Annotated in this window: 21 protein-coding genes and 2 pseudogenes; 16 read left to right on the top strand and 7 right to left on the bottom strand. The window is 74.5% G+C overall.

Annotation, left to right across the window (positions count from 1 at the left end):
* Positions 1-35: 35 nt before the first annotated feature.
* Positions 36-1,028, bottom strand: a complete 993-nt coding sequence (locus JKP76_RS21030) for a transketolase family protein (RefSeq protein ID WP_242471286.1) — start codon at positions 1,026-1,028, stop codon at positions 36-38.
* Positions 1,029-1,188: 160 nt separating this feature from the next.
* A pseudogene (locus tag JKP76_RS21035) lies at positions 1,189-2,523 on the bottom strand (hypothetical protein); the annotation flags it as partial.
* Positions 2,524-2,608: 85 nt separating this feature from the next.
* Between JKP76_RS21035 and JKP76_RS12485 the strand changes: the two are divergent.
* Positions 2,609-3,553, top strand: coding sequence for a heme o synthase (locus JKP76_RS12485; RefSeq protein ID WP_200491102.1), 945 nt, complete (start codon positions 2,609-2,611; stop codon positions 3,551-3,553).
* Between the two features lie 136 nt (positions 3,554-3,689).
* On the opposite strand, the gene JKP76_RS12490 is transcribed toward JKP76_RS12485, so the two are convergent.
* Positions 3,690-4,631: a COX15/CtaA family protein gene (locus tag JKP76_RS12490; protein ID WP_309229768.1), complete on the bottom strand. Its 942-nt coding sequence runs from the start codon at positions 4,629-4,631 to the stop codon at positions 3,690-3,692.
* Between the two features lie 219 nt (positions 4,632-4,850).
* On the opposite strand from JKP76_RS12490, the gene JKP76_RS12495 reads away from it, so the two are divergent.
* The 8 genes from JKP76_RS12495 to JKP76_RS12530 are packed head-to-tail and all read left to right on the top strand — an operon-like array spanning position 4,851 to position 11,697.
* Positions 4,851-5,594 carry a helix-turn-helix transcriptional regulator gene (locus JKP76_RS12495; RefSeq protein WP_375335631.1) on the top strand — a complete coding sequence of 248 codons (744 nt, stop codon included), beginning with the start codon at positions 4,851-4,853 and terminating at the stop codon, positions 5,592-5,594.
* Complete coding sequence (gene sufB, locus JKP76_RS12500; protein WP_200491104.1) at positions 5,591-7,027, top strand: Fe-S cluster assembly protein SufB; 1,437 nt, start codon at positions 5,591-5,593, stop codon at positions 7,025-7,027. The genes JKP76_RS12495 and sufB overlap by 4 nt, the downstream gene beginning before the upstream one ends.
* A complete protein-coding gene (gene sufD, locus JKP76_RS12505) occupies positions 7,027-8,334 on the top strand; it encodes a Fe-S cluster assembly protein SufD (RefSeq protein WP_200491105.1) in 1,308 nt (435 codons plus the stop codon). Before sufB ends, sufD begins: the two co-directional genes overlap by 1 nt.
* Positions 8,335-8,336: 2 nt before the next feature.
* On the top strand, positions 8,337-8,702 hold the full coding sequence (locus JKP76_RS12510; protein WP_200491106.1) for a non-heme iron oxygenase ferredoxin subunit: 366 nt from the start codon (positions 8,337-8,339) through the stop codon (positions 8,700-8,702).
* Between the two features lie 14 nt (positions 8,703-8,716).
* Positions 8,717-9,490 (top strand): Fe-S cluster assembly ATPase SufC, encoded by a 774-nt coding sequence (gene sufC, locus JKP76_RS12515; protein ID WP_200491107.1) that lies wholly within the window; start codon positions 8,717-8,719, stop codon positions 9,488-9,490.
* On the top strand, positions 9,487-10,797 hold the full coding sequence (locus JKP76_RS12520) for a cysteine desulfurase (protein ID WP_200491108.1): 1,311 nt from the start codon (positions 9,487-9,489) through the stop codon (positions 10,795-10,797). Before sufC ends, JKP76_RS12520 begins: the two co-directional genes overlap by 4 nt.
* A 28-nt stretch (positions 10,798-10,825) precedes the next feature.
* Complete coding sequence (gene sufU / locus JKP76_RS12525) at positions 10,826-11,293, top strand: Fe-S cluster assembly sulfur transfer protein SufU (RefSeq protein WP_200491109.1); 468 nt, start codon at positions 10,826-10,828, stop codon at positions 11,291-11,293.
* A gap of 56 nt (positions 11,294-11,349) precedes the next feature.
* On the top strand, positions 11,350-11,697 hold the full coding sequence (locus tag JKP76_RS12530) for a metal-sulfur cluster assembly factor (protein WP_200491414.1): 348 nt from the start codon (positions 11,350-11,352) through the stop codon (positions 11,695-11,697).
* A 196-nt stretch (positions 11,698-11,893) separates the two neighbouring features.
* On the opposite strand, the gene JKP76_RS12535 is transcribed toward JKP76_RS12530, so the two are convergent.
* Positions 11,894-13,699: an SCO7613 C-terminal domain-containing membrane protein gene (locus JKP76_RS12535; RefSeq protein WP_200491110.1), complete on the bottom strand. Its 1,806-nt coding sequence runs from the start codon at positions 13,697-13,699 to the stop codon at positions 11,894-11,896.
* 66 nt (positions 13,700-13,765) lie between these two features.
* Positions 13,766-15,931 carry a DUF2157 domain-containing protein gene (locus tag JKP76_RS12540; RefSeq protein WP_200491111.1) on the bottom strand — a complete coding sequence of 722 codons (2,166 nt, stop codon included), beginning with the start codon at positions 15,929-15,931 and terminating at the stop codon, positions 13,766-13,768.
* Between the two features lie 130 nt (positions 15,932-16,061).
* Here JKP76_RS12540 and JKP76_RS12545 point away from each other — a divergent pair, with 130 nt between their 5' ends.
* The 7 genes and pseudogenes from JKP76_RS12545 to JKP76_RS12570 all read left to right on the top strand — a co-directional run.
* Complete coding sequence (locus JKP76_RS12545) at positions 16,062-17,663, top strand: ABC-F family ATP-binding cassette domain-containing protein (RefSeq protein ID WP_200491112.1); 1,602 nt, start codon at positions 16,062-16,064, stop codon at positions 17,661-17,663.
* A 191-nt stretch (positions 17,664-17,854) separates the two neighbouring features.
* Complete coding sequence (locus tag JKP76_RS12550) at positions 17,855-18,082, top strand: helix-turn-helix domain-containing protein (protein WP_200491113.1); 228 nt, start codon at positions 17,855-17,857, stop codon at positions 18,080-18,082.
* Positions 18,079-18,858: an enoyl-CoA hydratase/isomerase family protein gene (locus tag JKP76_RS12555; RefSeq protein ID WP_200491114.1), complete on the top strand. Its 780-nt coding sequence runs from the start codon at positions 18,079-18,081 to the stop codon at positions 18,856-18,858. Before JKP76_RS12550 ends, JKP76_RS12555 begins: the two co-directional genes overlap by 4 nt.
* 144 nt (positions 18,859-19,002) lie before the next feature.
* A complete protein-coding gene (locus tag JKP76_RS21040; RefSeq protein WP_242471287.1) occupies positions 19,003-20,085 on the top strand; it encodes an ABC transporter ATP-binding protein in 1,083 nt (360 codons plus the stop codon).
* Complete coding sequence (locus JKP76_RS21045) at positions 20,072-20,917, top strand: ATP-binding cassette domain-containing protein (RefSeq protein ID WP_309232934.1); 846 nt, start codon at positions 20,072-20,074, stop codon at positions 20,915-20,917. The genes JKP76_RS21040 and JKP76_RS21045 overlap by 14 nt, the downstream gene beginning before the upstream one ends.
* Positions 20,914-21,378, top strand: coding sequence for an SgcJ/EcaC family oxidoreductase (locus JKP76_RS12565; protein ID WP_200491115.1), 465 nt, complete (start codon positions 20,914-20,916; stop codon positions 21,376-21,378). The genes JKP76_RS21045 and JKP76_RS12565 overlap by 4 nt, the downstream gene beginning before the upstream one ends.
* Before the next feature lie 62 nt (positions 21,379-21,440).
* Positions 21,441-22,208: pseudogene (locus tag JKP76_RS12570) on the top strand (sulfurtransferase); the annotation flags it as partial.
* Between the two features lie 63 nt (positions 22,209-22,271).
* Here the strand turns inward: JKP76_RS12570 and JKP76_RS12575 are convergent.
* Both JKP76_RS12575 and JKP76_RS12580 read right to left on the bottom strand, forming a co-directional pair.
* Positions 22,272-23,096 carry a DUF881 domain-containing protein gene (locus tag JKP76_RS12575; protein WP_200491116.1) on the bottom strand — a complete coding sequence of 275 codons (825 nt, stop codon included), beginning with the start codon at positions 23,094-23,096 and terminating at the stop codon, positions 22,272-22,274.
* On the bottom strand, positions 23,093-23,842 hold the full coding sequence (locus tag JKP76_RS12580; RefSeq protein WP_200491117.1) for a sirohydrochlorin chelatase: 750 nt from the start codon (positions 23,840-23,842) through the stop codon (positions 23,093-23,095). The genes JKP76_RS12575 and JKP76_RS12580 overlap by 4 nt, the downstream gene beginning before the upstream one ends.
* Between the last annotated feature and the right edge of the window lie 2 nt (positions 23,843-23,844).

Consider the following 23,844-nt stretch of genomic DNA (forward strand, 5'->3'; position numbering starts at 1 on the left):
GATTCGATCGGTGGAGCCGGTCGGTCGCTGAGCTGTCAGCGGTCGCCGGTGGGGGAGTGGAGGACGCCGGAGGCGTCGGGTCCGAGGGGTCCGACCGGCTCGCCGGAGGCCGCCTCGATGCTCTCGCGAGCTGCGGCGACGACCGCCTCGGCGGTGAAGCCGAACTTCTCGTAGAGCACGCCATAGGCAGCGCTGGCGCCGTAGTGGTCGATTCCCACGATCCGGCCCGCATCGCCGACGAACTCGCGCCAGCCCTGCGGGATGCCCGCCTCGACGCTCACCCGGGCGCGGACGGTCCGGGGCAGGACCTCCTCGCGGTAGGCGCGGTCCTGCGCGGCGAACCACTCCACGCACGGCACGGAGACGACCCGGGTCGGGATGCCGTCGGCCTCGAGCTGCTCGCGCGCGGCGACGGCGATCTGCACCTCCGAGCCGGTGCCCAGCAGGATCACCTGCGGGGTGCCCGAGGACGCCTCGGCCAGCACGTAGGCGCCGCGCGCGGTGCCCTCGGCGGAGGCGAACCGCTCGCGGTCGAGGACCGGGAGGTTCTGCCGGGACAGCGCCAGGCCGGCCGGCCGGTCGTTGTGCTCGAGGATCGTCCGCCAGGCGACGGCGACCTCGTTGGCGTCGGCCGGGCGGACGACGTCCAGGCCCGGGATCGCGCGCAGCGCGGCCAGGTGCTCGATCGGCTGGTGGGTCGGGCCGTCCTCGCCCAGGCCGATCGAGTCGTGCGTCCACACGTAGGTGACCGGCAGCTGCATGAGCGCCGCCAGCCGCACCGCGCCGCGCATGTAGTCGGAGAAGGTGAGGAAGGTGCCGCCGTAGACGCGGGTGCCGCCGTGCAGGGCGATGCCGTTCATGACCGCGCCCATGGCGTGCTCGCGGACGCCGAAGTGCAGGGTGCGCCCGTAGGGGCCGCCGCTCCACGTCTTGGTCTGCCGGTCGGCGGGCAGGAACGAGGGCTCGCCCTTGACCGCGGTGTTGTTGCTCTCCGCGAGGTCGGCCGAGCCGCCCCACAGCTCGGGCAACGCCGGGTAGAGGGCCGGCCAGCACCTCGCCGGAGGCCTTGCGGGTGGCCACGCCCTTCTCGTCGGCGGGCCAGCTGGGCAGCTTCTCCGCCCAGCCCTCGGGCAGCGTGCGGGTGGTCATCCGCTCGAGCAGCGCCGCGCCCTCGGGGTTGGCCTGCTGCCAGGCGGTGAACCGCTCCGACCACTCGGCATGCGCCGTGCGGCCGCGGTCGACGACCTGCCGGGCGTGCTCGAGCACCTCGGGGGCGACGGCGAAGGACTTCTCCGGGTCCAGGCCGAGGACCTCCTTGGTGGCCCGCACCTCGTCCTCGCCGAGCGCCGAGCCGTGCGAGGCACCGGTGTTCTGCTTGGTGGGCGCCGGCCAGGCGATGATCGTCCGCAGCACGATGATCGACGGGCGGTGCGTCTCGGCCTTGGCGGCGGCGAGCGCGGCGTCCAGCGCGGCGAGGTCCTCGCCGTCGTCGACGTGCTGCACGTGCCAGCCGTAGGCCTCGTAGCGCTTGCCGACGTCCTCGGTGAAGGCGACGGTCGTGTCGTCCTCGATGGAGATCCTGTTGTCGTCGTAGACGAGGACGAGGTTGCCCAGCCGCTGCGTGCCGGCCAGGGACGACGCCTCGCCGCTCACGCCCTCCTCGAGGTCACCGTCGGAGCAGAAGGCCCAGATGGTGTGGTCGAACAGGCTCTCGCCCTCGGGGGCGTCGGGGTCGAGCAGACCGCGCTCGCGGCGGGCGGCCATGGCCATGCCGACGGCGTTGCCGACGCCCTGGCCGAGCGGGCCGGTCGTGGTCTCCACGCCCGGGGTGTGGTTGACCTCCGGGTGACCCGGGGTGAGCGAGCCCCACGTGCGGAGCGCCTGCAGGTCCGCCAGCTCCAGGCCGTAGCCGGAGAGGTAGAGCTGCACGTAGAGGGTGAGGCTGGAGTGCCCCATCGAGAGGATGAACCGGTCGCGGGCGACCCAGTTCGGGTCGGTGGGGTCGTGCCGCAGCCAGCGCTGGAACAGCAGGTAGGCCGCCGGCGCCATGCTCATCGCCGTCCCGGGGTGGCCGTTGCCGGCCTTCTGCACGGCGTCCATCGCGAGCACGCGGGCGGTGTCGATCGCCGCGCGGTCCAGGTCGCCGAAGCCCTCGGGGAGGGTCGGGTTCGGCTGCGCGGGGGAGCCGGTGGGGGAGTCGGTCGCGGCCTCGGCGGGAGCCTCGGGTGCGGTGCTCTGGGTGGAATCCGTGCTCGTGCTGTCCGGTGCCATCGTGGCTCGGTGCTCCCTCGGGTCAGGGCCTGGCGGGCCGCCCGGTGGGACGACTGCGTCCGGGCGGACGACGTGCGCTGCAGCGACGGGCCGCCGGTCACCCCGCCCGTTGCCGGACCGGGAACACGTCGTCGTCGACGTCGGCCCTACCCGCTGCACGCGCAGCATCAACGTGATCAAGCCTAGTCGTGCGGAACCGGGACCGCGCCCAGGGAGGAGGCCTCCGCGGGCTACAGTGGGTGCCGTTCCCATCCCCGGTTCGGAGTAGGCCCCTCGTGCTTTTCGCCTGGCCTGCAGTGCCCTGCTGCTCGCGCGTCGCCGCGTCGGTGGGCACCCGGTGACGGCGCTGTCGGAGCGATCCGCCGCCCCCACCCGCAGGGATTCGACCGGACGAGCGGCCGCCGTGCGGCGCCGCGTGCTCGCCTACGTCGGGCTCACCAAGCCGCGGATCATCGAGCTGCTGCTGGTCACCACCGTCCCGGCGATGATGCTCGCCGACCGCGGCTGGCCCTCGCTGTCGCTGCTGCTGTTCACGCTGGTCGGCGGGACGCTCGCGGCCGGCGCGGCCAACGTCTTCAACTGCTACTTCGACCGCGACATCGACAAGCTGATGCAGCGCACGCAGAAGCGGCCGCTGGTCACCGGCGAGGTCACGCCGCGGGCCGCGCTGGTCTTCGGCATCGCGCTGACGGTGACGTCGATCGCGCTGCTGCTGGCCACGACGACCGTGCTGGCCGCGGCGCTCGCGGCGGCGGCGATCTTCTACTACGCCGTCCTCTACACGATGGTCTTCAAGCGGCACACCCGCCGCAGCACCGAGTGGGGCGGGGTCCCCGGCGCGGCGCCGGTGCTCATCGGCTGGGCGGCCGTGACCGGTTCGCTGGACTGGCCGGCCGTCGTCGTGTTCGGCATCGTCTTCGCCTGGCAGATGCCGCACTTCTGGGCGCTGGCCCTGCGGTTCAAGGACGACTACGCCCGCGCCGACGTGCCGATGCTCCCGGTGGTGACCAGCGAGATCTCCGTCGGCCGGCAGTCGGTCGCCTGGGCCTACGTGACGGTCGCCGTCTCGCTGCTGCTGTGGCCGGTGGCCACGGGCTACGGCATCGGGCTGGGCTACACGATCCCCGCGGTGCTGCTCGGCGGCTGGTTCGTCGTGGAGTCCCACCGGCTGCTCGGCCGGATCCGGCGCGGCGGCGACATCCGCTCGATGGCGCTGTTCCACGTCTCGATCTCGTACCTGTCGCTGCTGATGGTCGCGATCATCGTCGACGCCATCGTCTGAGCCGGTGAGGAGCGATCTCACCAACGCGCGCATGGGCGAGCTGCTCCACGACTGATCACGTGGACGTCGTCCCTCGGCAGGCCATGACCGGCCCGGTTCTGGCCGCCCGGGGGACACCGTTCCCCGGACGACAGGGTCACCGCGTGGCGGCGACGGGCTCCGGGGTGGCGTCGAGGGGGAGGTCGGACGCCGGGCCGCGGACCGACCAGACCAGGCGCGCGGTGTACGCGGTGATGAGCACCGCGCCCAGCATGTGCGCCAGCACCAGGGCGATCGGCAGCTCGGTGAAGTACTGCACGTAGCCGATCACCCCCTGGACGAGCTGCACGACCAGCAGGTCGCGCGCGGCCCGGCGGACGCGGTCGGGGGTGTCCGTCGCGTAGAGGGAGACGAGCAGCGCCACGGTCAGCCCGATCAGCAGGAAGACGACGTCGGCGTGCAGCTGGCTGATCAGCTCGGTGTCGATGCCGATGCGGTTGCCGGTCGGGATGCCGTCGTCGTCGACGTCGCCGCTGTGCGGGCCGCTGCCGGTGACGATGGTGCCGACGACGACCACGGCGGCCGTCGCGGCGGCGATGCCCCAGGTCAGCAGGACGAACGGGCGGCGCACCAGGGGCCGGCCGACGCCGGGCTCGCGGGACCGCAGCCACAGCGTCGTCGCCAGCGCGACCAGCACCGCGGAGACGAGGAAGTGCGCGGCCACCGTCCACGGGTTGAGACCGGTGAGCACGGTGACACCGCCGAGCGCGGCCTGGGCGGGGACGCCGAGGAAGGTGAGGACGGCGAGCGGCCGGAGGTCCCGCCGCGGCGAGCGCCAGACCGCGACGAGGGTGGCGATCGCGGCCGCGGCGACCACGAAGGTGAGCAGCCGGTTGCCGAACTCGATCGCGCCGTTGATCGCCAGCTCGTCGGTGGTGACGAAGCTGTCCTCGGTGCAGCGCGGCCAGGTCGGGCAGCCCAGCCCCGAGCCGGTGAGCCGCACGGCGCCGCCGGTCACGACGATGAGGCCGTTGACGACCGCGTTGACCAGCGCGAGGCGCGAGACGAGCGTGGGGGAGGGCGTGGGCAGTACCGGCACGCCTCCGATGCTAGGTGGCGGGTGCTCGTGGTCCGCCCGCTCCGGGGTGCCGTCGCGCACGCCCCGGTGACCCTGGTCACGGGAACGGGCCGACGGGGCGGTTCTTAGGTGGACCTTGCTTGCGGGGGCCCCGATTTAGGACACACTCGTGTTGTGGAAAGCGCCGCGGACACCTCTCGCGCGTCGGCTCCGGCCGACGACGGGCGCACCCGCGACCGCGTGAGCGCCCTGCTCCTCGAGCACGGGCCGCAGACCGCCACCGAGCTGGCCGCCCGGCTGGGCATCTCGCCGGCCGCCGTCCGCCGCCACCTGGACGCCCTGGTCGCCGCCGGCCGGATCGAGGAGCGGGGGGACGGGCGGGCGATCGGCGCGGCGCACCGGGGCCGCGGCCGCCCCGCCCGCCGGTTCCACCTCACCGATGCCGGGCGCTCCGCGTTCCCGCACGCCTACGACGACCTGGCGCTGACCGCGCTGCGGTACGTCGCCGCCTCCGGTGGCCCCGACGCCGTCCGCGCCGTCGCCGAGCAGCAGCTGTCCGGGCTCGAGGCCCGCGCGTCCAGCGCCGTCGAGCGGGCCGTGCACGAGGCCGGGGGAGAGCCGGTCGACCGGGCCCGGGCCCTGGCCGCCGCGCTCACCGCCGAGGGCTACGCTGCCACGGCCTCCGCGATCTCCGGCGGGGGGCAGCTCTGCCAGCACCACTGCCCGGTGGCGCACGTGGCCGCGGAGTTCCCCCAGCTGTGCGAGGCCGAGACCGCGGTGATCGGCCGGCTCGTGGGCACCCACGTGCAGCGGCTGGCCACGATCGCCCACGGCGACGGGATCTGCACCACGCACCTCCCAGGACCCCTGCGTCCGGGGAACAGAACGACCCCCGCACGCCCTGTACCAGGTGAGCGAGCAGCGCCCCTCAGCGCGCCCACCAGCAGCACCCCCACGAACCACCGGGAGAGGACGCCCGCATGACCAGCACCCAGCAGCCGGCCACACCGCTGACGCAGGACGAGCAGATCGAACAGCTCGGCCGCTACGAGTACGGCTGGGCCGACGCCGACGTCGCCGGTGCCTCCGCCCGGCGCGGGATCGACGAGGACGTCGTCCGCGACATCTCCGCCCGCAAGAACGAGCCCGAGTGGATGCTCGAGCGCCGCCTCAAGGCCCTCAAGCTCTTCGGCCGCAAGCCGATGCCCGACTGGGGTTCGGACCTCTCCGGCATCGACTTCCAGAACATCAAGTACTTCGTGCGCTCCACCGAGAAGCAGGCCACCTCGTGGGAGGAGCTGCCGGAGGACATCAAGAACACCTACGACCGGCTCGGCATCCCCGAGGCGGAGAAGCAGCGCCTGGTCGCCGGTGTCGCCGCGCAGTACGAGTCCGAGGTCGTCTACCACCAGATCCGCGAGGACCTGGAGGAGCAGGGCGTCCTGTTCCTGGACACCGACACCGCGCTCAAGGAGCACCCGGAGATCTTCCAGGAGTACTTCGGCTCGGTGATCCCCTCCGGGGACAACAAGTTCGCCGCGCTGAACACCGCCGTGTGGTCGGGTGGCTCCTTCATCTACGTGCCGCCGGGCGTGCACGTGGAGATCCCGCTGCAGGCCTACTTCCGGATCAACACCGAGAACATGGGCCAGTTCGAGCGGACGCTGATCATCGTCGACGAGGGCGCCTACGTGCACTACGTCGAAGGCTGCACCGCGCCGATCTACAAGAGCGACTCGCTGCACTCCGCGGTCGTCGAGATCATCGTCAAGAAGAACGCGCGCTGCCGGTACACGACCATCCAGAACTGGTCGAACAACGTCTACAACCTGGTCACCAAGCGGGCCGTCGCCCACGAGGGCGCGACCATGGAGTGGGTCGACGGCAACCTCGGCTCCAAGGTGACGATGAAGTACCCGGCGGTCTGGATGACCGGCGAGCACGCCAAGGGCGAGGTCCTCTCGATCGCCTTCGCGGGCGAGGGCCAGCACCAGGACGCCGGCGCCAAGATGGTGCACGCCGCCCCCAACACCTCCTCGACCATCGTGTCGAAGTCGGTGGCCCGCGGCGGCGGCCGCACGTCCTACCGCGGCCTCGTGCAGGTGGACGAGGGCGCCTACGGCTCCAAGTCCACCGTCAAGTGCGACGCCCTGCTGGTCGACACGATCAGCCGGTCGGACACCTACCCCTACGTCGACGTCCGCGAGGACGACGTCTCCATGGGTCACGAGGCGACCGTCTCGCGCGTCAGCGACGACCAGCTCTTCTACCTGATGAGCCGCGGCCTGTCCGAGGACGAGGCCATGGCCATGGTGGTGCGCGGGTTCGTCGAGCCGATCGCCCGCGAGCTGCCCATGGAATACGCCCTCGAGCTCAACCGGCTCATCGAGCTGCAGATGGAAGGTGCCGTCGGCTGATGTCCGACCCGAACACCGATCTCACCACCGCGCCCGCCACCCTCGCCTCGGAGCTGTTCGCTCCGGGCGTGGGTGCGCAGGCCGGCCCCCCGACCTCCCCGGCGTCCGACACCGGTAGCGCCGGCGACGTGCCGCCCGGCGCGCACTCGCACGGCGGCCCGGCACCGACCGGCTCGCCGGCTGAGCGGTTCACCTCGACCGACCCGGACGCCTTCGGCGTGCCGACCGGCCGCGAGGAGACCTGGCGGTTCACCCCGATGAAGCGGATCAAGCCGCTGCTCGACGGTGCCGCCTCGGACGCCCGGCTCACCTGGACGACGGACCTGCCCGAGGGCGTCGAGCTCACCCGCGTCGAGGCCGGCGACCCGCTGGTCAAGGGGCTGCCCGAGCCCGTCGACCGGCTCGCCGCGCTCACCCGCCAGCGGGCGGACGGCGCGGACGTCGTCCGCATCGCCAAGGAGGCCCAGCTCGACCGCCCGGTCACCCTCGCCCTCGCGGGCACGGGTGCGGACGACGTCGTGTGGGGTCAGCTGGTCGTGGAGGTCGGCGCGTTCGCGAAGGCGACCGTCGTCCTCGACCACACCGGCGCCGCGAAGTACTCCGGCGGTGTGACCGTGCTCGCCGGCGACGGCGCGCAGGTCACTCTCGTGTCGGTGCAGGACTGGGCCCCCGGCGCCGTGCACGGCGGCCAGTACGACGCCGTCGTCGGCCGGGACGCGACCTTCACGCAGGTCGTGGTCACCCTCGGCGGCGACCTCGTCCGCCTGGTCAGCAACGTGCAGTACGCCGGCCCCGGCGGCAGCGCGGAGCTGTTCGGCGTCTACTTCTCCGACGAGACGCAGCACCAGGAGCACCGGCTCTGGGTCGACCACGCCGTCCCGAACTGCACCAGCAACGTGCTCTACAAGGGCGCGCTGCAGGGCGAGGGTGCGCGCACGGTCTGGATCGGCGACGTCCGCATCCGCCCCGCCGCGACCGGCACCGAGACCTACGAGCTCAACCGCAATCTGGTGCTCACCGACGGCGCCCGCGCCGACTCGGTGCCCAACCTGGAGATCGAGACCGGTGAGATCGTCGGCGCCGGCCACGCCAGCGCCACCGGCCGGTTCGACGACGAGCAGCTGTTCTACCTCTGCTCGCGCGGCATCGACGCCGAGACGGCCCGCCGCCTCGTCGTCCGCGGCTTCTTCGCCGACGTCGTCCAGCACATCGGGGTCGACGCGCTGCAGGACCGGCTGATGGGCACCATCGAGGCACGCCTCGGTGCCCTCCCGGGCCTGGACGACCAGCCGGTCGAGGTCGCCTGACCATGGCCTTCGAACGCGTCTGCGGACTGTCCGACGTCCCCGAGAGCGGCGCCCTGCGCGTCGAGCTCGCGGACGTCGACGTCGCCGTCGTCCGCTTCGAGGGACAGCTGTACGCCCTCGAGGACCGGTGCTCGCACGCCGACGTCCCGCTGAGCGAGGGGGACGTCGAGCTCAACGGCTCTGCCCCCACCATCGAGTGCTTCCTGCACGGCTCGTGCTTCGACCTGCGCACGGGCGAGCCCACCAACCTGCCGGCGACCGAGCCGGTCGACGTCTACCCGGTCCGCGTGGAAGGGGAGGACGTCTTCGTCGACACCGAAGCCAGTGCGGCGAGCGACGTCCAGAACCTCCAGGCGGCCGGTGAATGAGAGAGCGAGAAGAAGTGTCCGTTCTGGAGATCCGCGACCTGCACGTGACGGTCGGCGAGGGTGACGACACCAAGGAGATCCTCCGCGGCGTCGACCTCACCGTCCGCTCGGGCGAGACCCACGCGATCATGGGCCCCAACGGGTCGGGCAAGTCGACCCTGGCCTACTCGATCGCCGGGCACCCGAAGTACACCGTCACCGGTGGCACCGTGACCCTCGACGGCGAGGACGTCCTCGCGATGACCGTCGACGAGCGCGCCCGCGCCGGCCTGTTCCTCGCGATGCAGTACCCGGTCGAGGTGCCCGGCGTCTCGGTGTCGAACTTCCTGCGCACCGCCGCGACCGCGGTCAAGGGCGAGGCGCCGAAGCTGCGCACCTGGGTCAAGGACGTCAAGAGCGAGATGGACCTGCTCGAGATGGACTCCGCCTTTGCCGAGCGCAACGTCAACGAGGGCTTCTCCGGCGGTGAGAAGAAGCGCCACGAGATCCTGCAGATGCGGCTGCTCAAGCCGGCCATCGCGATCCTCGACGAGACCGACTCCGGTCTGGACGTCGACGCGTTGCGGATCGTCTCCGAGGGCGTCAACCGCACGCGCGAGGAGGGCGAGATCGGCGTCCTGCTGATCACGCACTACACGCGGATCCTGCGCTACATCAAGCCCGACTTCGTGCACGTCTTCGTGGCCGGCAAGGTCGTCGAGGAGGGCGGCGCGGAGCTCGCCGAGAAGCTCGAGAACGAGGGCTACGCCGCCTACGTGAAGGACTCGAAGGAGACCGCGACGGCATGACCGCGACCGCCTCGCGTCCCGGCACGGGGGCGCTGCACCCGCTTCCCCTGGACGTCGAGGCGATCCGGGCCGACTTCCCGATCCTGGGCCGCACGGTCCGGGACGGGAAGAAGCTCGTCTACCTCGACTCCGGGGCCACCTCGCAGAAGCCGCGCTCGGTGCTCGACGCCGAGCGCGAGTTCTACGAGCGGTACAACGCCGCCCCGCACCGCGGCGCGCACGCGCTCGCCGAGGAGGCGACCGGCCACTACGAGGCCGCCCGCGCCACCATCGGCGCGTTCATCGGCGCCCCGGAGCGGGAGATCGTCTTCACCCGCAACAGCACCGAGGCGATCAACCTCGTCGCCTACGCGCTGTCCAACGCCGCGACGGCGAAGGACCCCGCCTACCGCACCCACGCCGTCGGCCAGGGCGACGAGATCGTGGTCTCCGAGATGGAGCACCACGCGAACCTCGTGCCGTGGCAGCAGCTGTGCGAGCGCACCGGGGCCACCCTGCGCTGGCTCGGGCTGACCGACGACGGCCGGCTGGACCTGTCCGACCTGTCCACGGTGGTCAACGAGCGCACCAAGCTGGTGGCGATCACCCAGCAGTCGAACATCCTCGGCACGATCAACCCGCTCGGCGAGATCATCGCCCGAGCCCACGAGGTCGGCGCCCTGGTGCTGGTCGACGGCGCGCAGTCGGTGCCGCACCAGCCGGTCGACGTCACCGAGCTCGGCGCGGACTTCCTGGTGTTCTCCGGGCACAAGATGCTGGGCCCGACCGGCATCGGCGTGCTGTGGGGCCGGTACGAGGTGCTCGACGCGCTGCCGCCGTTCCTGACCGGTGGCTCGATGATCGAGGTCGTGCGGATGGAGGGCAGCACCTTCGCCGCCCCGCCGCAGCGCTTCGAGGCCGGGGTCCCGATGACCGCGCAGGCCATCGGCCTGGCCGCGGCCGTCGAGTACCTCCAGGCCCTGGGCATGGACCGCGTCGAGGAGCACGAGAAGGTGCTCACCGCGTACGCGCTGGAGCAGCTCGCCGCGATCCCCGGCGTCACCGTGATCGGCCCGCCCGACACCGTGGCCCGCGGCGGGGCGATCTCCTTCACCGTCGAGGGCATCCACCCGCACGACGTCGGCCAGGTGCTCGACGACCACGGCATCGCCGTCCGGGTGGGGCACCACTGCGCCTGGCCCGTGGTCCGGCGGTACGGCGTCCCGGCCACCACCCGCGCCACGTTCTACGTGCACACGGGCTACGACGACATCGACGCGCTCGCCGACGGAATTCGCGCGGCCCAGAAGTTCTTCGGAACGGTGTGAGGACCGCGCACATGGAGTTGACCAGCTGATGCAGCTCGAGTCGATGTACCAGGAGATCATCCTGGACCACTACAAGAACCCGCACGGGCGCGGGCTCCGCGAGCCGTTCGAGGCCGAGGTGCACCACGTCAACCCGACCTGCGGCGACGAGGTGACGCTCCGGCTGCACCTGGAGGGCGACACCGTCGCCGACGTCTCCTACGAGGGCATGGGCTGCTCGATCAGCCAGGCCTCGATCTCGGCGATGTACGACCTCGTCCTGGGCAAGAGCGTGACCGAGGCGCTCGCCGCGGGCGAGGACTTCATGACGCTGATGCAGGCCAAGGGCGACCCGACCGTGGCCGAGAAGCTCGAGGACAGCCTGGAGGACGCCGTCGCGTTCGCCGGGGTGTCGAAGTACCCGGCCCGCATCAAGTGCGCCCTCATGAGCTGGATGGCGTTGAAGGACGCCACCGCCCGGGCACTGTCCACGACCACACCTGGAGGAACGCCGTGAGCGCCGACAGCAGCACCGAGAACGCGACCCCCGCCACCGACGGCGCGCCGGGCGACCTGCCGGCCTACAAGACCGCGCTGCTCGAGGACGTCGAGGAGGCCATGCGCGACGTCGTGGACCCCGAGCTCGGCGTCAACGTCGTCGACCTGGGCCTGGTCTACGGCCTCGACGTCGCCGACGAGGGCGAGTCCCAGGTCGCGGTCATCGACATGACGCTGACCTCCGCGGCCTGCCCGCTGACCGACGTCATCGAGGACCAGGCCCGCCAGGCCCTCACCGGTGGCCCCGGCCCCGGCCTGGTCGACGACATCCGGATCAACTGGGTCTGGATGCCGCCGTGGGGCCCCGACAAGATCACCGACGACGGCCGCGAGCAGCTGCGCGCGCTGGGCTTCCGCGTCTGATCTCCTCCGCTCCGCCGGAGGCCCGCCCCCTCACCGGGGGCGGGCCTTCGTCGTCCGCTCCTCCCCGGCCTGCCGCCGAGCCGGCTGCTGGTCGACACCCCCGTGCGTGCCGGCGGCGTCTCCGCGGCCCCGGAGACCACGCGCATGCGCATCCGGGTGACGACGGGCGTCGTATCCCCCCGAGCGAGCGGTCCCCTCAGCGCAGGTCGGCGAGGCGGGTCGCGAAGCCGGCGACCGGGCGGTGCTCCCGGCGCGCGCCGATCGCCAGCAGCGCGGTGCCCACGAGCAACGCCGTGGCGACCGGCCACGGCAGCGCCCGGACGGCGAGCCCGAGCCCGACGACCAGGGCGGTCACGGCACCGATGACCAGCGGCGCCCGGCAGCCGAAGCGGGCGCCGGCGACCAGCACGACGGCGGCGACCGCCGGGACCAGCACCGCCCGCAGCACGTCGGGCGCGAGGACGGCGAGCGCCGCGGAGGGGATCGCGGCGACCAGCAGGCCCGGGCCCCACGCCGACCACGAGCTGTCCCGCACCAGCCCGCGACCCGAGGCCGCCAGCAGCCCGAGCGCTGCCGGCAGGCTGTAGGCCTCGACCGCCGTGGCGTCCGCGAGGCCGGCCGTGATCCAGCCGGCGACGACGAGTTCGGCGGCGCCCACGCGCCAGGCCGCGGCGGGCTCGTCCGGGGTGCCGGCGTCCGCGCCGGTGGACCGGCCGGTCCACCAGGCCCAGGCGAGGCTGACCGCGCCCTGCACCGCGAGGTGCACGGCGAGCTGCGCCGGTTCGCCGGCCGCGACCAGCACGACCGCGGCGGCCGCCGCGCAGGCCGCCGCGGCCGAGGCCGTCGCCCGGCGGGAGTCGGGCTCCAGCCGGGCGGCGGTGGCCAGGGCGAGGACGAACAGCGCGGTGAGCCAGCCGGCGACCGGCGCGGGCGGAGCCCAGCCGTCGGGCAAGCCGAACAGCGCGGCGGCGGCCAGGCAGCCGACGGCCGTGGGGGCGGCGACGGGGCGGTCGTCGCGCCGGACCGCGGCCACCCACACCGTCGGGGCGGCGGTGAGCAGGAGCAGCAGCGCGATCTCCGACCAGTGCCGGCCGTCGAGCAGGCGCAGCACCGACAGGGCGGCCAGGAGCACCCCACCGGTGAGCGCGACCGGCAGCAGCAGCCCGCGCCGCCAGCCGGAGAGCCCGGCGGCGGACGTGGCGGCGACGAGGACGCCGGCGAACCCGCCGACCGCCACCGCGACCGGTCCGCCGGCCGAGACGGCGCCGGTGACGGCGACGGCGGTGATCGCGCCCGCCACCACCGGCACCAGCCGCGGCGGCCCGAGCAGCACGTCGAGCGGCTGCCGCAGCCGCGCGAGCAGCAGCCCGGCGGCCGCGGCGGTGACCAGCGCTGTCGCGGCCCAGCGCTCCAGCGGTCCCGCCGTCCACGCCTCCCGGGATCCGCTCAGGACGCCGGCGGCGAACCAGGGCGCGGTGGTCAGCAGGGCCAGGCGGCCGACCAGGGGGCGGGCCTCCAGCGCGACGCCGAGCCCGACGAGGGCGACGCCCAGGCACAGCTCGGTGGTCAGGGACCCGGGGACGGCGCCGAGCGAGCGCAGCACCGCCAGCTGCGCGCACGCCCACGCGGCCAGCGGCCAGGCGGCGGGCAGCGGCGAGACCAGCCGGAGAGCGAGGAACGCCCCGGCCAGGACCAGGGCCGGCAGCGGGCTCCCGGCCGACGGGCTGCCCGGATCGCTGGCCGCGAGCGCGAGGCCGGCCGCGCTGGCGGCGAGCGTCTCGGCGGAGCTGCGCAGCCCGGCGCAGTCGGCCCGCAGCGCGGCGGCCGCGGCGACGGCTGCCAGGACGAGCACCAGCGCGCGCGCCCCGGCGCCCCCGGAGGCGGACACCACGGCGGCCCCGGCGCTGACCAGCAGGACGGCGCCGACGCCGAGCAGCACCTGCGGCGGGCGGGCCCGCTCGGGCAGGGGAGCGGTCGGGCGGGAGGCGACCTGCTGCTCCATGACCGCCTCCTTCCCGTTCGGCGCGGCCTGCTCACCGTAGGTCGGCGCGCGGGCCCCGGCACACGGTCAGCGCATCTGGCCCACCCAGGCCACGGCCTCGCGCGCCTGCTGCCGGCGCCGCTCGTAGGTCGCGCCCACGGCGAGGAGGAGCAGGGCGGCGGTGCCGAGGGAGACCCAGAGGGGGAGCAGCGGCGCGTACGGCGCGAGCCGCGCGACCGTGACCAGCAGCAGGACGCCGGTGCCGATGACGAACGGCGCCTGGCGGTGGCCCAGCGTGCCGAAGACGACCAGCCCGGCCGCGCCGGCGACCACGAGGACCAGGCGCAGCGCCGTCGGCTCCGCCGCCACCACCAGGGCCGAGGGGACCAGCGCGACGCCGACCGCCGCGCCCTCGGCCGCCCACGAGGGCGCGCCCGAGCGCAGCGCCGGGACGGCCAGGACGAGCAGCCCGGCCGCGGCCGGCAGCGTGTACGCCTCCGGGGTCTCCACCCCCGCGCCGCCGACCGCGATCCAGGTCGCCACCACCAGATCGGCGACCGCGACGACGGCGACCGGCCGCTGGCCCGCGACCACCGCGTAGCAGCCGGCCGCGACGCCGAGGACGCCCAGTTGCAGGCCCACCTGGCCCCACGCCTCGACCGACGCCGAGGTCGCGCCCGCGGCCAGCCCGGCCAGCGCCGCGGCGGCGGCGACCGGGTACTCCTCGGCCCGGTCACGGCGGGCGGTCGCGGCACCGAAGCCGGCGGCCGCGAGCAGCGCCAGCAGCAGGCCGGCCACCACGGCGGGCAGCACGTCGTCGGCACGGGCGAGCAGCAGCGCACCCGCCGACGCCAGCACGGTGGCCGCGGCAGCCGCCGGGCGCAGCGCGACCACCCTCAGCGCGGTGACCAGGGCCGGCACCGTCGCGGCCAGCGCCACCGCGGCGAGTGCGCCGTACCGCTCGTCGTCGGCCAGCGACTGCGCGTGCACCAGCACCAGGGCGGTGCCCGCCGCGACGACCGGCGCGGCGGTCCGGAGCCGCTCGGCCAGCAGCGCGCCGGCCGTGAGCAGGCCCAGGCCGAGCGAGGCCGCGATCCACCAGCCCTGCCCGTCCGCGTGCTGCAGCGAGCCGGCCAGGCCGAGCCCCACCATGGCGCCGAACGCCGCCGGCACCGTCCAGGAGGGCAGACCCGGCAGCAGCACCGGGTTGCGGCGGTCGACGGCGAGCGCAGCGGCGCCCGCGACGGCGAGCACGGCGGTGCTCGCCCAGGAGTCGGCCGCATCCGCCCCGGCCGCGGTACCGATCCCGCCCACGACACCGGCCGTTCCGGCGACCGCGGCGAGCACGAGCGCCACGCGGTCGACGCCCGGCCGCAGCCGGCCGGCGGCGGCGAGGTCGGCCGCGGCGAGCGCGAGGGCGGCGGCCACCCCCGCCGGGCCGGAGACGAGGTCCGCCCCCAGCAGCAGGAAGGGCAGCGGCTGCGCGGCCAGCAGGGCGGCGAGCGGCCAGACCGCCGTCGTCCGGGTGAGCCGTCCGAGCAGCAGCGCGACGCCGAGGACGACGCCGCACGAGATCGCCGTCCAGAGGCGGAGCGGCAGGTCCTCGATCCCCGGCAGGCCGCGCGCCCGCGCCGCACCCAGGTCGATCGCGAGCAGGGCGGCTCCGGCGGCGGCGAGCGCCTCCTCGGTGGCGCGCAGCCCCCGACGGGCCGCCCATGTCGAGCAGCCGCAGGCCACCGCGGTGACGGTGAGCATCAGCCCGGCCTGGAACACCAGCCCGAGGCGGGTCCAGGCGACCGCGACGAAGGCGAGCGCCGCCGTCACCAGCAGCAGCGCGCCGAGGCCGAGCAGCACCTGCTGCGGGCTCAGTTGCCGCCGCGGCGGCCGGGGAGCGGGTGCGGCCTGCGGGGGCCCGGCGGCCGGCGGCGCGGTCGGGGGAGCGGGAGGCGGCGGGAAGGTGCCCGGCGGCGGGAAGGCGGCCACCGGCGCCGGGGCCGCGGGCGGGGCGACCGGCGGGCCCCACGCGGGCGCTCCGGTCCGCGGCGCGCCGGGGGCGGCCGCGCGCAGCGACGCCAGCAGCGCGTCGCGGTCCCGGGCCAGCTCGCCGAGCGTCGTCCCGATGCGGGCGACCACCAGCGCGGCGTGCGCCGCCGCCGGCAACCCGCAGGACGGGCACGGCCCGGTCCCGACGTCGCCGGTCGGCCGGCCGCAGACCGGGCACTCGTACCCCCACCCACGTGCACCCGGTCCCATGACCGCATCTTCGCGGGTCCGGCCCGTGCGTGGGGCGCCCGTCCACAGAACACGCCCGGGCGGGCGATGCCGCCGATGTCACCCCGGCGACGTGGGGGGAATCGCACCGCGAGCGCCTACCCTGGGTTCAGTGATCACGACGACCGGCCTCGAGCTCCGCGCCGGCGCGCGCATCCTCATCAGCGAGGCGACCCTGCGCGTGCAGCCGGGTGACCGCATCGGCCTGGTCGGGCGCAACGGCGCCGGGAAGACCACCACCCTCACCACGCTCGCCGGCGAGCGGCAGCCGCACGCCGGCTCGGTGGAGGTCACCGGCGAGCTGGGCTACCTGCCCCAGGACCCCCGCAGCGGCGACCTCGACATCACCGCCAGCGACCGGGTGCTCTCCGGCCGGGGGCTGGACGTGCTGCGCAACCAGATGGTCAAGGCGCAGGTCGCCATGGCCGAGCCCGCCGACGACACCGAGATGGACCGGGCCGTGCGCCGCTACGGCCGGCTCGAGGACCAGTTCGCCGCGCTCGGGGGCTACGCCGCGGAGAGCGACGCCGCCCGCATCTGCACCAACCTGGGGCTGCCCGACCGGGTCCTCGCCCAGCCGCTGCGCACCCTCTCCGGTGGTCAGCGCCGCCGCGTCGAGCTCGCCCGCATCCTGTTCTCCGACGCCGAGACGCTGCTGCTCGACGAGCCGACCAACCACCTCGACGGCGACTCGATCACCTGGCTCAAGGGCTTCCTGGCCAGCCACAAGGGCGGCCTGATCGTCATCAGCCACGACGTCGAGCTGCTCGACGCCGTCGTCAACAAGGTGTGGCACCTCGACGCCAACCGGGCCACCGTCGACGTCTACAACCTCGGCTGGAAGCCCTACCTCGCCCAGCGCGAGACCGACGAGCGCCGCCGCAAGCAGGAGCGGGCGAACACCGAGCGCAAGATCGACACCCTCAACGCCCAGGCCGACAAGATGCGCGCCAAGGCGACCAAGGCCAAGGCCGCCAAGAGCATGGACAAGCGGGCCGAGCGGCTGGCCGCCGGGCTGGCCGACGTGCGGGTCCAGGACAAGGTCGCCAAGCTGCGCTTCCCGACGCCGGTGCCCTGCGGCAAGACCCCGCTCACCGCGGAGGGCCTGTCCAAGAGCTACGGCTCGCTGGAGATCTTCACCGACGTCGACCTCGCGGTGGACCGGGGGACGCGGGTCGTCGTCCTCGGGCTCAACGGCGCGGGCAAGACGACGCTGCTGCGGATGCTGGCCGGAACCGAGCTGCCCGACACCGGCGAGGTCAAGGCCGGCCACGGGCTGCGGGTCGGCTACTACGCGCAGGAGCACGAGACCATCGACATGGACCGCACCCTGCTCGAGGTGATGCGGTCCGCGGCGCCGGACAGCACCGACACCGAGCTGCGGCGGATCCTCGGCGCCTTCCTCTTCTCCGGTGAGACCGTCGACCAGCGCGCGGGCACCCTCTCCGGCGGTGAGCGGACCCGGCTGGCGATGGCCACCCTGGTCATCTCGGGCGCCAACGTGCTGCTCCTGGACGAGCCGACCAACAACCTCGACCCGGCCAGCCGCGAGCAGGTGCTCGAGGCGCTGCGCACCTACACCGGGGCGATCGTGCTGGTCACGCACGACGAGGGCGCCGTCCGCGCGCTCGACCCGGACAAGGTGATCCTGCTGCCCGACGGCACCGAGGACACCTGGAGCGAGGACCTCGCCGACCTGGTCGAGCTCGCCTAGGGGGATGGAGCACTGTCGCGCCGAGTGGGGCCCGGAGGGTCCCGCGCAGGCGTGACGGACGCGCTCAGCGCAGCCGGGGTACGGCTCGTGGACGCGGTGCGGTCCGGAGGACCGCGATGTCATTGCCTTCACGTCGCGGACAGCGTGCCGGTGGCTGATCATGAATGGAACAGCTGACACGGAGGGGAGCCATGGCCGACACGAGCACTGCGGACCTGGGCAAGGGCAAGCGGATCACCGGCGGTGACCGGAGCACGCTCGCCGACGAGCTGCGCAAGCGGTACGACGACGGCGAGAGCATCCGCTCGCTGGCGGAGTCGACGAAGCGCTCGTACGGGTTCGTCCACCGGCTGCTCTCCGAGTCCGGCGCCACCCTCCGCAGCCGCGGCGGCGCCAACCGGAACAGCAAGAAGGCGTGAGCGCGCCGACCCCACCCGACGGCTTCGTCCGCACCGCGCGGGACGGCGCCGTCCTCACCGTCACCCTCGACCGGCCCGAGCAGCTCAACGCGCAGACGCCGGCCACCTGGGCCGCGCTGGCCGCGATCGGCGACTCGCTGGACGACGAGGTCCGCGTGGTCGTGCTGCGGGGCGAGGGCCGCGCCTTCTCGGCCGGCCTCGACCGCAGCATGTTCGACGCCTCGCCGGGCACCACCGGCGGCCTCGGCGACCTCGGGCGGCGCCCGTCCGCGGACGCCGAGGAGCAGATCCGCGAGTACCAGCGCGGGTTCCGCTGGCTGCGGACGCCGGGCATCGTCTCGATCGCCGCGGTGCAGGGGCATGCCATCGGGGCGGGCTGCCAGCTGGCGCTCGCCTGCGACCTGCGGGTGCTCGCCGAGGACGCGCAGCTGCGGCTGCCCGAGCCGACGCTCGGCCTGGTGCCCGACCTGACCGGCACCAGCACGCTGGTCGAGCTGGTCGGGTACTCGCGGGCGATGGAGATCTGCCTGACCGGCCGCCCGGTCGGTGCCGCCGAGGCGCACGCGATGGGGCTGGCCAACGTCGTCGTCCCGGTCGCGCAGCTCGACGCGGCCGTCGCGCAGCTGACGCACGCGCTGCTGGGCCCGCCGGCCGGTGCCAGCCGGGAGACCGCCGCCCTGGTGCGCTCCGCGGTGCGCAACGACCCCGCCACGCAGGACGCCGCCGAGCGGGCCGCGCAGGTGCGCCGGCTGCGGGAGCTCGCCGGCGGGCGCTGACCGTCGGAGGTCGCTGCGAGGCTGTGCTCCTGCGGGCCCGTCCGGGTCCGCCGGAACAGCGCCGTGCCCGCGCACGTTGCGCGGGAGGCCGACGCCGGGAACGGCGCGGCAGGAGGAGGCGCAGCACCACGTGAGGTCGGAACCATGCACCCCACCATGACCTCGATGGCCGCGATGCGGTCGTTCCGCCGGGATCCCTCGGTCACCGGCCGCCGGCTGCCTCCGGGCACCGTGCGGCGGATCCTGGGCGTCGCCCGGCCCTACCGCCGTGACCTGGGGTTCTTCCTGGGGCTGGTCGTCGGATCCTCGCTGATCGGGGTCGTCACCCCGCTGCTGGCCGGGAACATCGTCAACCGGATCGCCTCGCTGGAGGGCACCTCGGGCGACATCGTGCGCATCGCGCTGTTCATCGCCGGCCTGGCGGTCGTCGACGCCGCGATCTCGCTGGGTACCCGCTGGTACTCCGCGCGGATCGGCGAGGGTGTCATCTACGACCTGCGCAGCCAGGTGTTCGCGCACGTCCAGCGCATGCCGGTCGCGTTCTTCACCCGCACGCAGACCGGTGCGCTGGTCAGCCGGCTGAACAACGACGTCGTCGGCGCCCAGCAGGCGTTCACCTCCACGCTGTCCGGCGTCGTCTCCAACGTCATCGGCCTGGTGCTGACCGCCGGGGTCATGCTCACGCTGTCGTGGCAGATCACCCTGCTCTCGCTCGTGCTCGTGCCGCTGTTCGTGCTGCCGGCGCGGCGCATCGGCGGCCGGCTGCAGGAGATCACCCGGGAGTCCTACGAGCTCAACGCGTCGATGAACGCGACGATGACCGAGCGGTTCAACGTCGCCGGCGCGCTGCTGGTGAAGCTGTTCGGCCGGCCCGACGCGGAGGAGCGCTCCTTCAGCGGCCGCGCCGCCCGCGTCCGCGACATCGGCGTCCTCTCGGCCATGTACGGCCGATTCTTCTTCACCGCGCTCACGCTCGTCGCCGCGCTGGCCACCGCCCTGGTCTACGGGCTGGGCGGCTGGCTGGCGTTCACCGGGTCGTTGAGCCCCGGTGACGTCGTCGCCCTGGCGCTGCTGCTGTCCCGGCTGTACGGGCCGCTGACCGCGCTGGCGAACGTCCGGGTCGACGTCATGAGCGCCATGGTCAGCTTCGACCGGGTGTTCGAGGTGCTCGACCTGCCGCCGATGGATCCGCGAGGCGGAGGACGCCGTCCCGGTGCCCGCCGATGACCGGTCGATCGAGTTCGACGCCGTCTCCTTCAGCTACCCCGCGGCCGAGGACGTCTCGTTGCCGTCACTGGAAGAGGTGTCGCTGCCCGAGCACGGCGGCCCGGTCGACGTGCTGCACGACGTCTCCTTCCGGGTGGAGCCGGGAGAACTGGTCGCCCTGGTGGGCCACTCGGGTGCCGGGAAGTCGACCGTCGCCGCGCTGGTCTCCCGGCTGTACGACGTCACCGGGGGAGCGGTGCGGGTCGGCGGCGTCGACGTCCGCCGGGCGACGCTGGCCTCGCTGCGGGACGCCATCGGGGTGGTGAGCCAGGACGCGCACCTGTTCCACGACACGATGCGCGGCAACCTGCTCTACGCGCGGCCCGAGGCGACCGAGGAGCAGCTGTGGGCGGCGCTGGAGGGGGCGCACATCGCCGACCTCGTCCGCGGGCTGCCCGACGGGCTGGACACCGTCGTCGGCGACCGCGGCCACCGGCTCTCCGGCGGGGAGAAGCAGCGGCTGGCGATCGCGCGGGTGCTGCTCAAGGCGCCGGGCATCGTGATCCTCGACGAGGCGACCGCGCACCTGGACAGCGAGTCCGAGGCGGCCGTGCAGCGGGCGCTGGACGCCGCGTTGACCGGCCGGACGTCGCTGGTGATCGCGCACCGGCTCTCCACTGTGCGCGACGCCGACCAGATCCTCGTGGTGGACGGCGGTCGCATCGTGGAGTCGGGTACGCACGCTGAGTTGCTGGCGCTCGGGGGTCGGTACGCCGACCTGCACCGCACGCAGTTCGCCGACGGCGAGGGTCGAGCGGTCGCCGCGACCGGACCACTACCGTCACTTCCGTGACATCCGCGCATCCGCACGACGCCCAGCTCCGATCCCTCTACGCCGCCTACCTCGACGGGTGGAACCGGCGCAGCGGTGCGGCCGTGGCGGCCTGCTTCGCGGACGACGGCGACATCGTCGGCTACGACGGGACGCACCACCACGGCCGGCTGGCGATCGCCGCCCACCTGCGCCAGGTCTTCGGCAGCCACCAGACCGCCGCCTACGTCGCGGTCATCCGCTCGGTGCGCGCGGTCGCCCCGGGGACGGCGCTGCTCATCGCGCACGCCGGGATGATCCCGCCGGGTGCCAGCGACGTGGAGGACCGGTTCCACACCGTGCACACGCTCCTGGCGGTCGACGACGGCGACGGCCGCTGGCGCATCCAGCTGCTGCAGGCGACGCCGGCCGCCTGGCACCAGCACCCCGAGGCCCGCGACGCCCTGACCGAGGAGCTGCGCGGCCTGCTGGCGGCCCAGTGACCCTCCCCCCTGCTCCTCCCGGGAACAGCGGTCTGCCTCTCCGCGGACAGGCAGCGGTACTGGTGTCGGCGGAGCAGCTGCAGGCCGAGGGGGAGCGGCCGGTGCTGCTCGACGTCCGCTGGGCGCTCGGCGACGACCGAGGGCGGGAGAAGTACCTCGCCGGTCACCTGCCGGGGGCAGTGTTCGTCGACCTCGAGACCGAGCTCGCCGACCCGCCGGAACCGGCCCGCGGCCGGCACCCTGTTCCGTCGGTACAGCGACTGCAAGCAGCCGCGCGGCGCTGGGGCGTCACGTTCGACCGGCCGGTCGTGGCCTACGACGACTCCGGTGGTCTGGCCGCCGCGCGCGCGTGGTGGCTGCTGCGCTGGGGCGGGCTGACCGACGTCCGGCTGCTGGACGGCGGGCTCGGCGCGTGGACCCGCGCCGGCGGGGAACTGGCGACCGGCGACGTCGTCCCACCGCCCGGGGACGTCGTCCTGCGGGGCGGCGGGTTGGCGGTGCTGGAGGCGGACGACGCTGCGGCGCTGCCCGGCCGCGGCGGGGTGCTGCTCGACGCCCGCGCCGCGGAGCGCTTCCGCGGCGAGGTGGAGCCGGTCGACCCGCGGGCGGGTCACGTCCCCGGTGCGACGAGCGCCCCGACGACGGCGAACCTGGCCGCGGACGGCACCTTCCTCCCCGCCGCGGAGCTGGCCGACCGATTCGCCGCGCTCGGCGTCCGGCCGGGTGCGGAGGTCGGGGTCTACTGCGGGTCCGGGGTGACCGCCGCGCACGAGGTGGCCGCGCTGGCGGTCGCCGGGGTCGAGGCGGCGTTGTGGCCGGGCTCGTGGTCGCAGTGGTCGGCCGACCCGGCGCGCCGGTGGCCACGGGCGGCTGATCCGCGGGCGGTCGGGCGGTCAGCCGCCGTCGACGAGGCTGTCGATGGAGATCTCCTCGACCTGCGTGACCGAGGCGGTGCCGCCGGTGCGGGCGACGTCGGCCACCACGCCGCCGGAGACGTTGAGCGCCACCTCCAGATCGGTGGGCGGGCCGATCGCCAGGACCTCGTAGGGCGAACTGAGCGGCCGGCCGTCCACGGTGAGCTTGCCGGGGGTGCCGCCGACGTAGCTGGACACCACCACCCGGACGCCGTCGACCTCGATCGCCTCGGCGCCCGCGCCGCGGAGCTCCTGGATGGCGTCGAGCAGGACCGCCGGGGTGACCGCCCCCTCCGGGTCCTTGATCAGCAGCCGCAGCCCGGGGCCGCGCGCCGGCAGGGTGCCGGCCATGATGCCGAGCGCCTCCGCGCGCCGCTGCGCCTCCGCCAGGGCGGAGCCGGACTGAGTGCGGCTGCCGCTGAGCTCCTCGACCGCCTGCTCGCGCTCGGCGAGCTGCTGGCGGAGCTGCTCCTCGCGGGTGTCCAGCTCGTCGAGGATGCGCACCAGGTCGTCCTCGGTGGTGCCGGTGATCGCCTCCTCGCCGGTGCTGCGGATCTGCACGACCAGCCCGAACCCGAGCGCCACCGCGAGCACGGCGGTGACGATGCCGGCGGTCACCCGGTTCCAGCTGCGGCCGCCCGACGGCGTCGTCTCGGCCGGAGCTTCGTCGGCGGGGGCGTCCTGGGCGGGCGCATCCTCCGCGGCCGGGTCCTCGGCGGGAGCGTCGGGGGCCGACGCGTCCTCGAGGGGCGTTGCCGGCCGCCCGCCGTCGTCCGCCGGGCGGTTGTCGGTGGGGTCGTTCATCGTGGCCCCGCAGCAGGTAGCCCGTCCGCGGGGGCGGCCGCCTCCGGGGATGCGCCGACGGCGGCGTCGTAGCGGTCGAGCAGCACGGCCGCGATCCGGGCGTCGGGCAGCAGGGGAGCGGTGACCAGGTCCGCGCCCGCGCCGGCCAGCTTGTCGTGGAAGTGCCCCGGCGCCAGCAGGTAGGCGGCCAGCACGACCCGGTCGGCGCCGGCGCGACGGGCGGCGTCGACGGCGTCGGGCACCGGGGGCTGCGCGGCCGAGCCGAACCCGGTGGTGACCGGACCGGCCCACGACTGCTGCAGCAGCGCGGCGGTGCGCTCGACGTCGGCGACCGAGCGGGCGTCGCTGGAGCCCGCGGCGGCGACCACGACGGCGGTCCGCGGGTCGGCGGCGTCGGCACCGGCCTCCACCAGCCGGTCCAGCAGCACCGCGGCCAGCCGCGGATCGGGGCCCAGCGGCCGCGCGGCCACCGTGCCCTCGGCGCCCGCGACGGCGTCCGCGATGTCGACGTGCACGTGGTAGCCGCCCGACAGCAGCAGCGGGACGACGACGGCGGGTCGGCCTCCCGCGGCGAGCCCGGCGACCACGTCCACCACGGTGGGAGGCTGGACGTCGACGAAGGCCGCCGTCGTCACCAGGCCGGGGCGGAGCTGCTTCGCGGCGAGCGCGAGTTCGGCGATCAGCCGCCGGCCGGTGGGGTTGCGCGTCCCGTGCGCGCAGGCGACCAGCACGGGTTGTGCACTCATCG

This window comes from Blastococcus sp. TML/C7B, assembly GCF_016612845.1.
Lineage (GTDB): Bacteria > Actinomycetota > Actinomycetes > Mycobacteriales > Geodermatophilaceae > Blastococcus.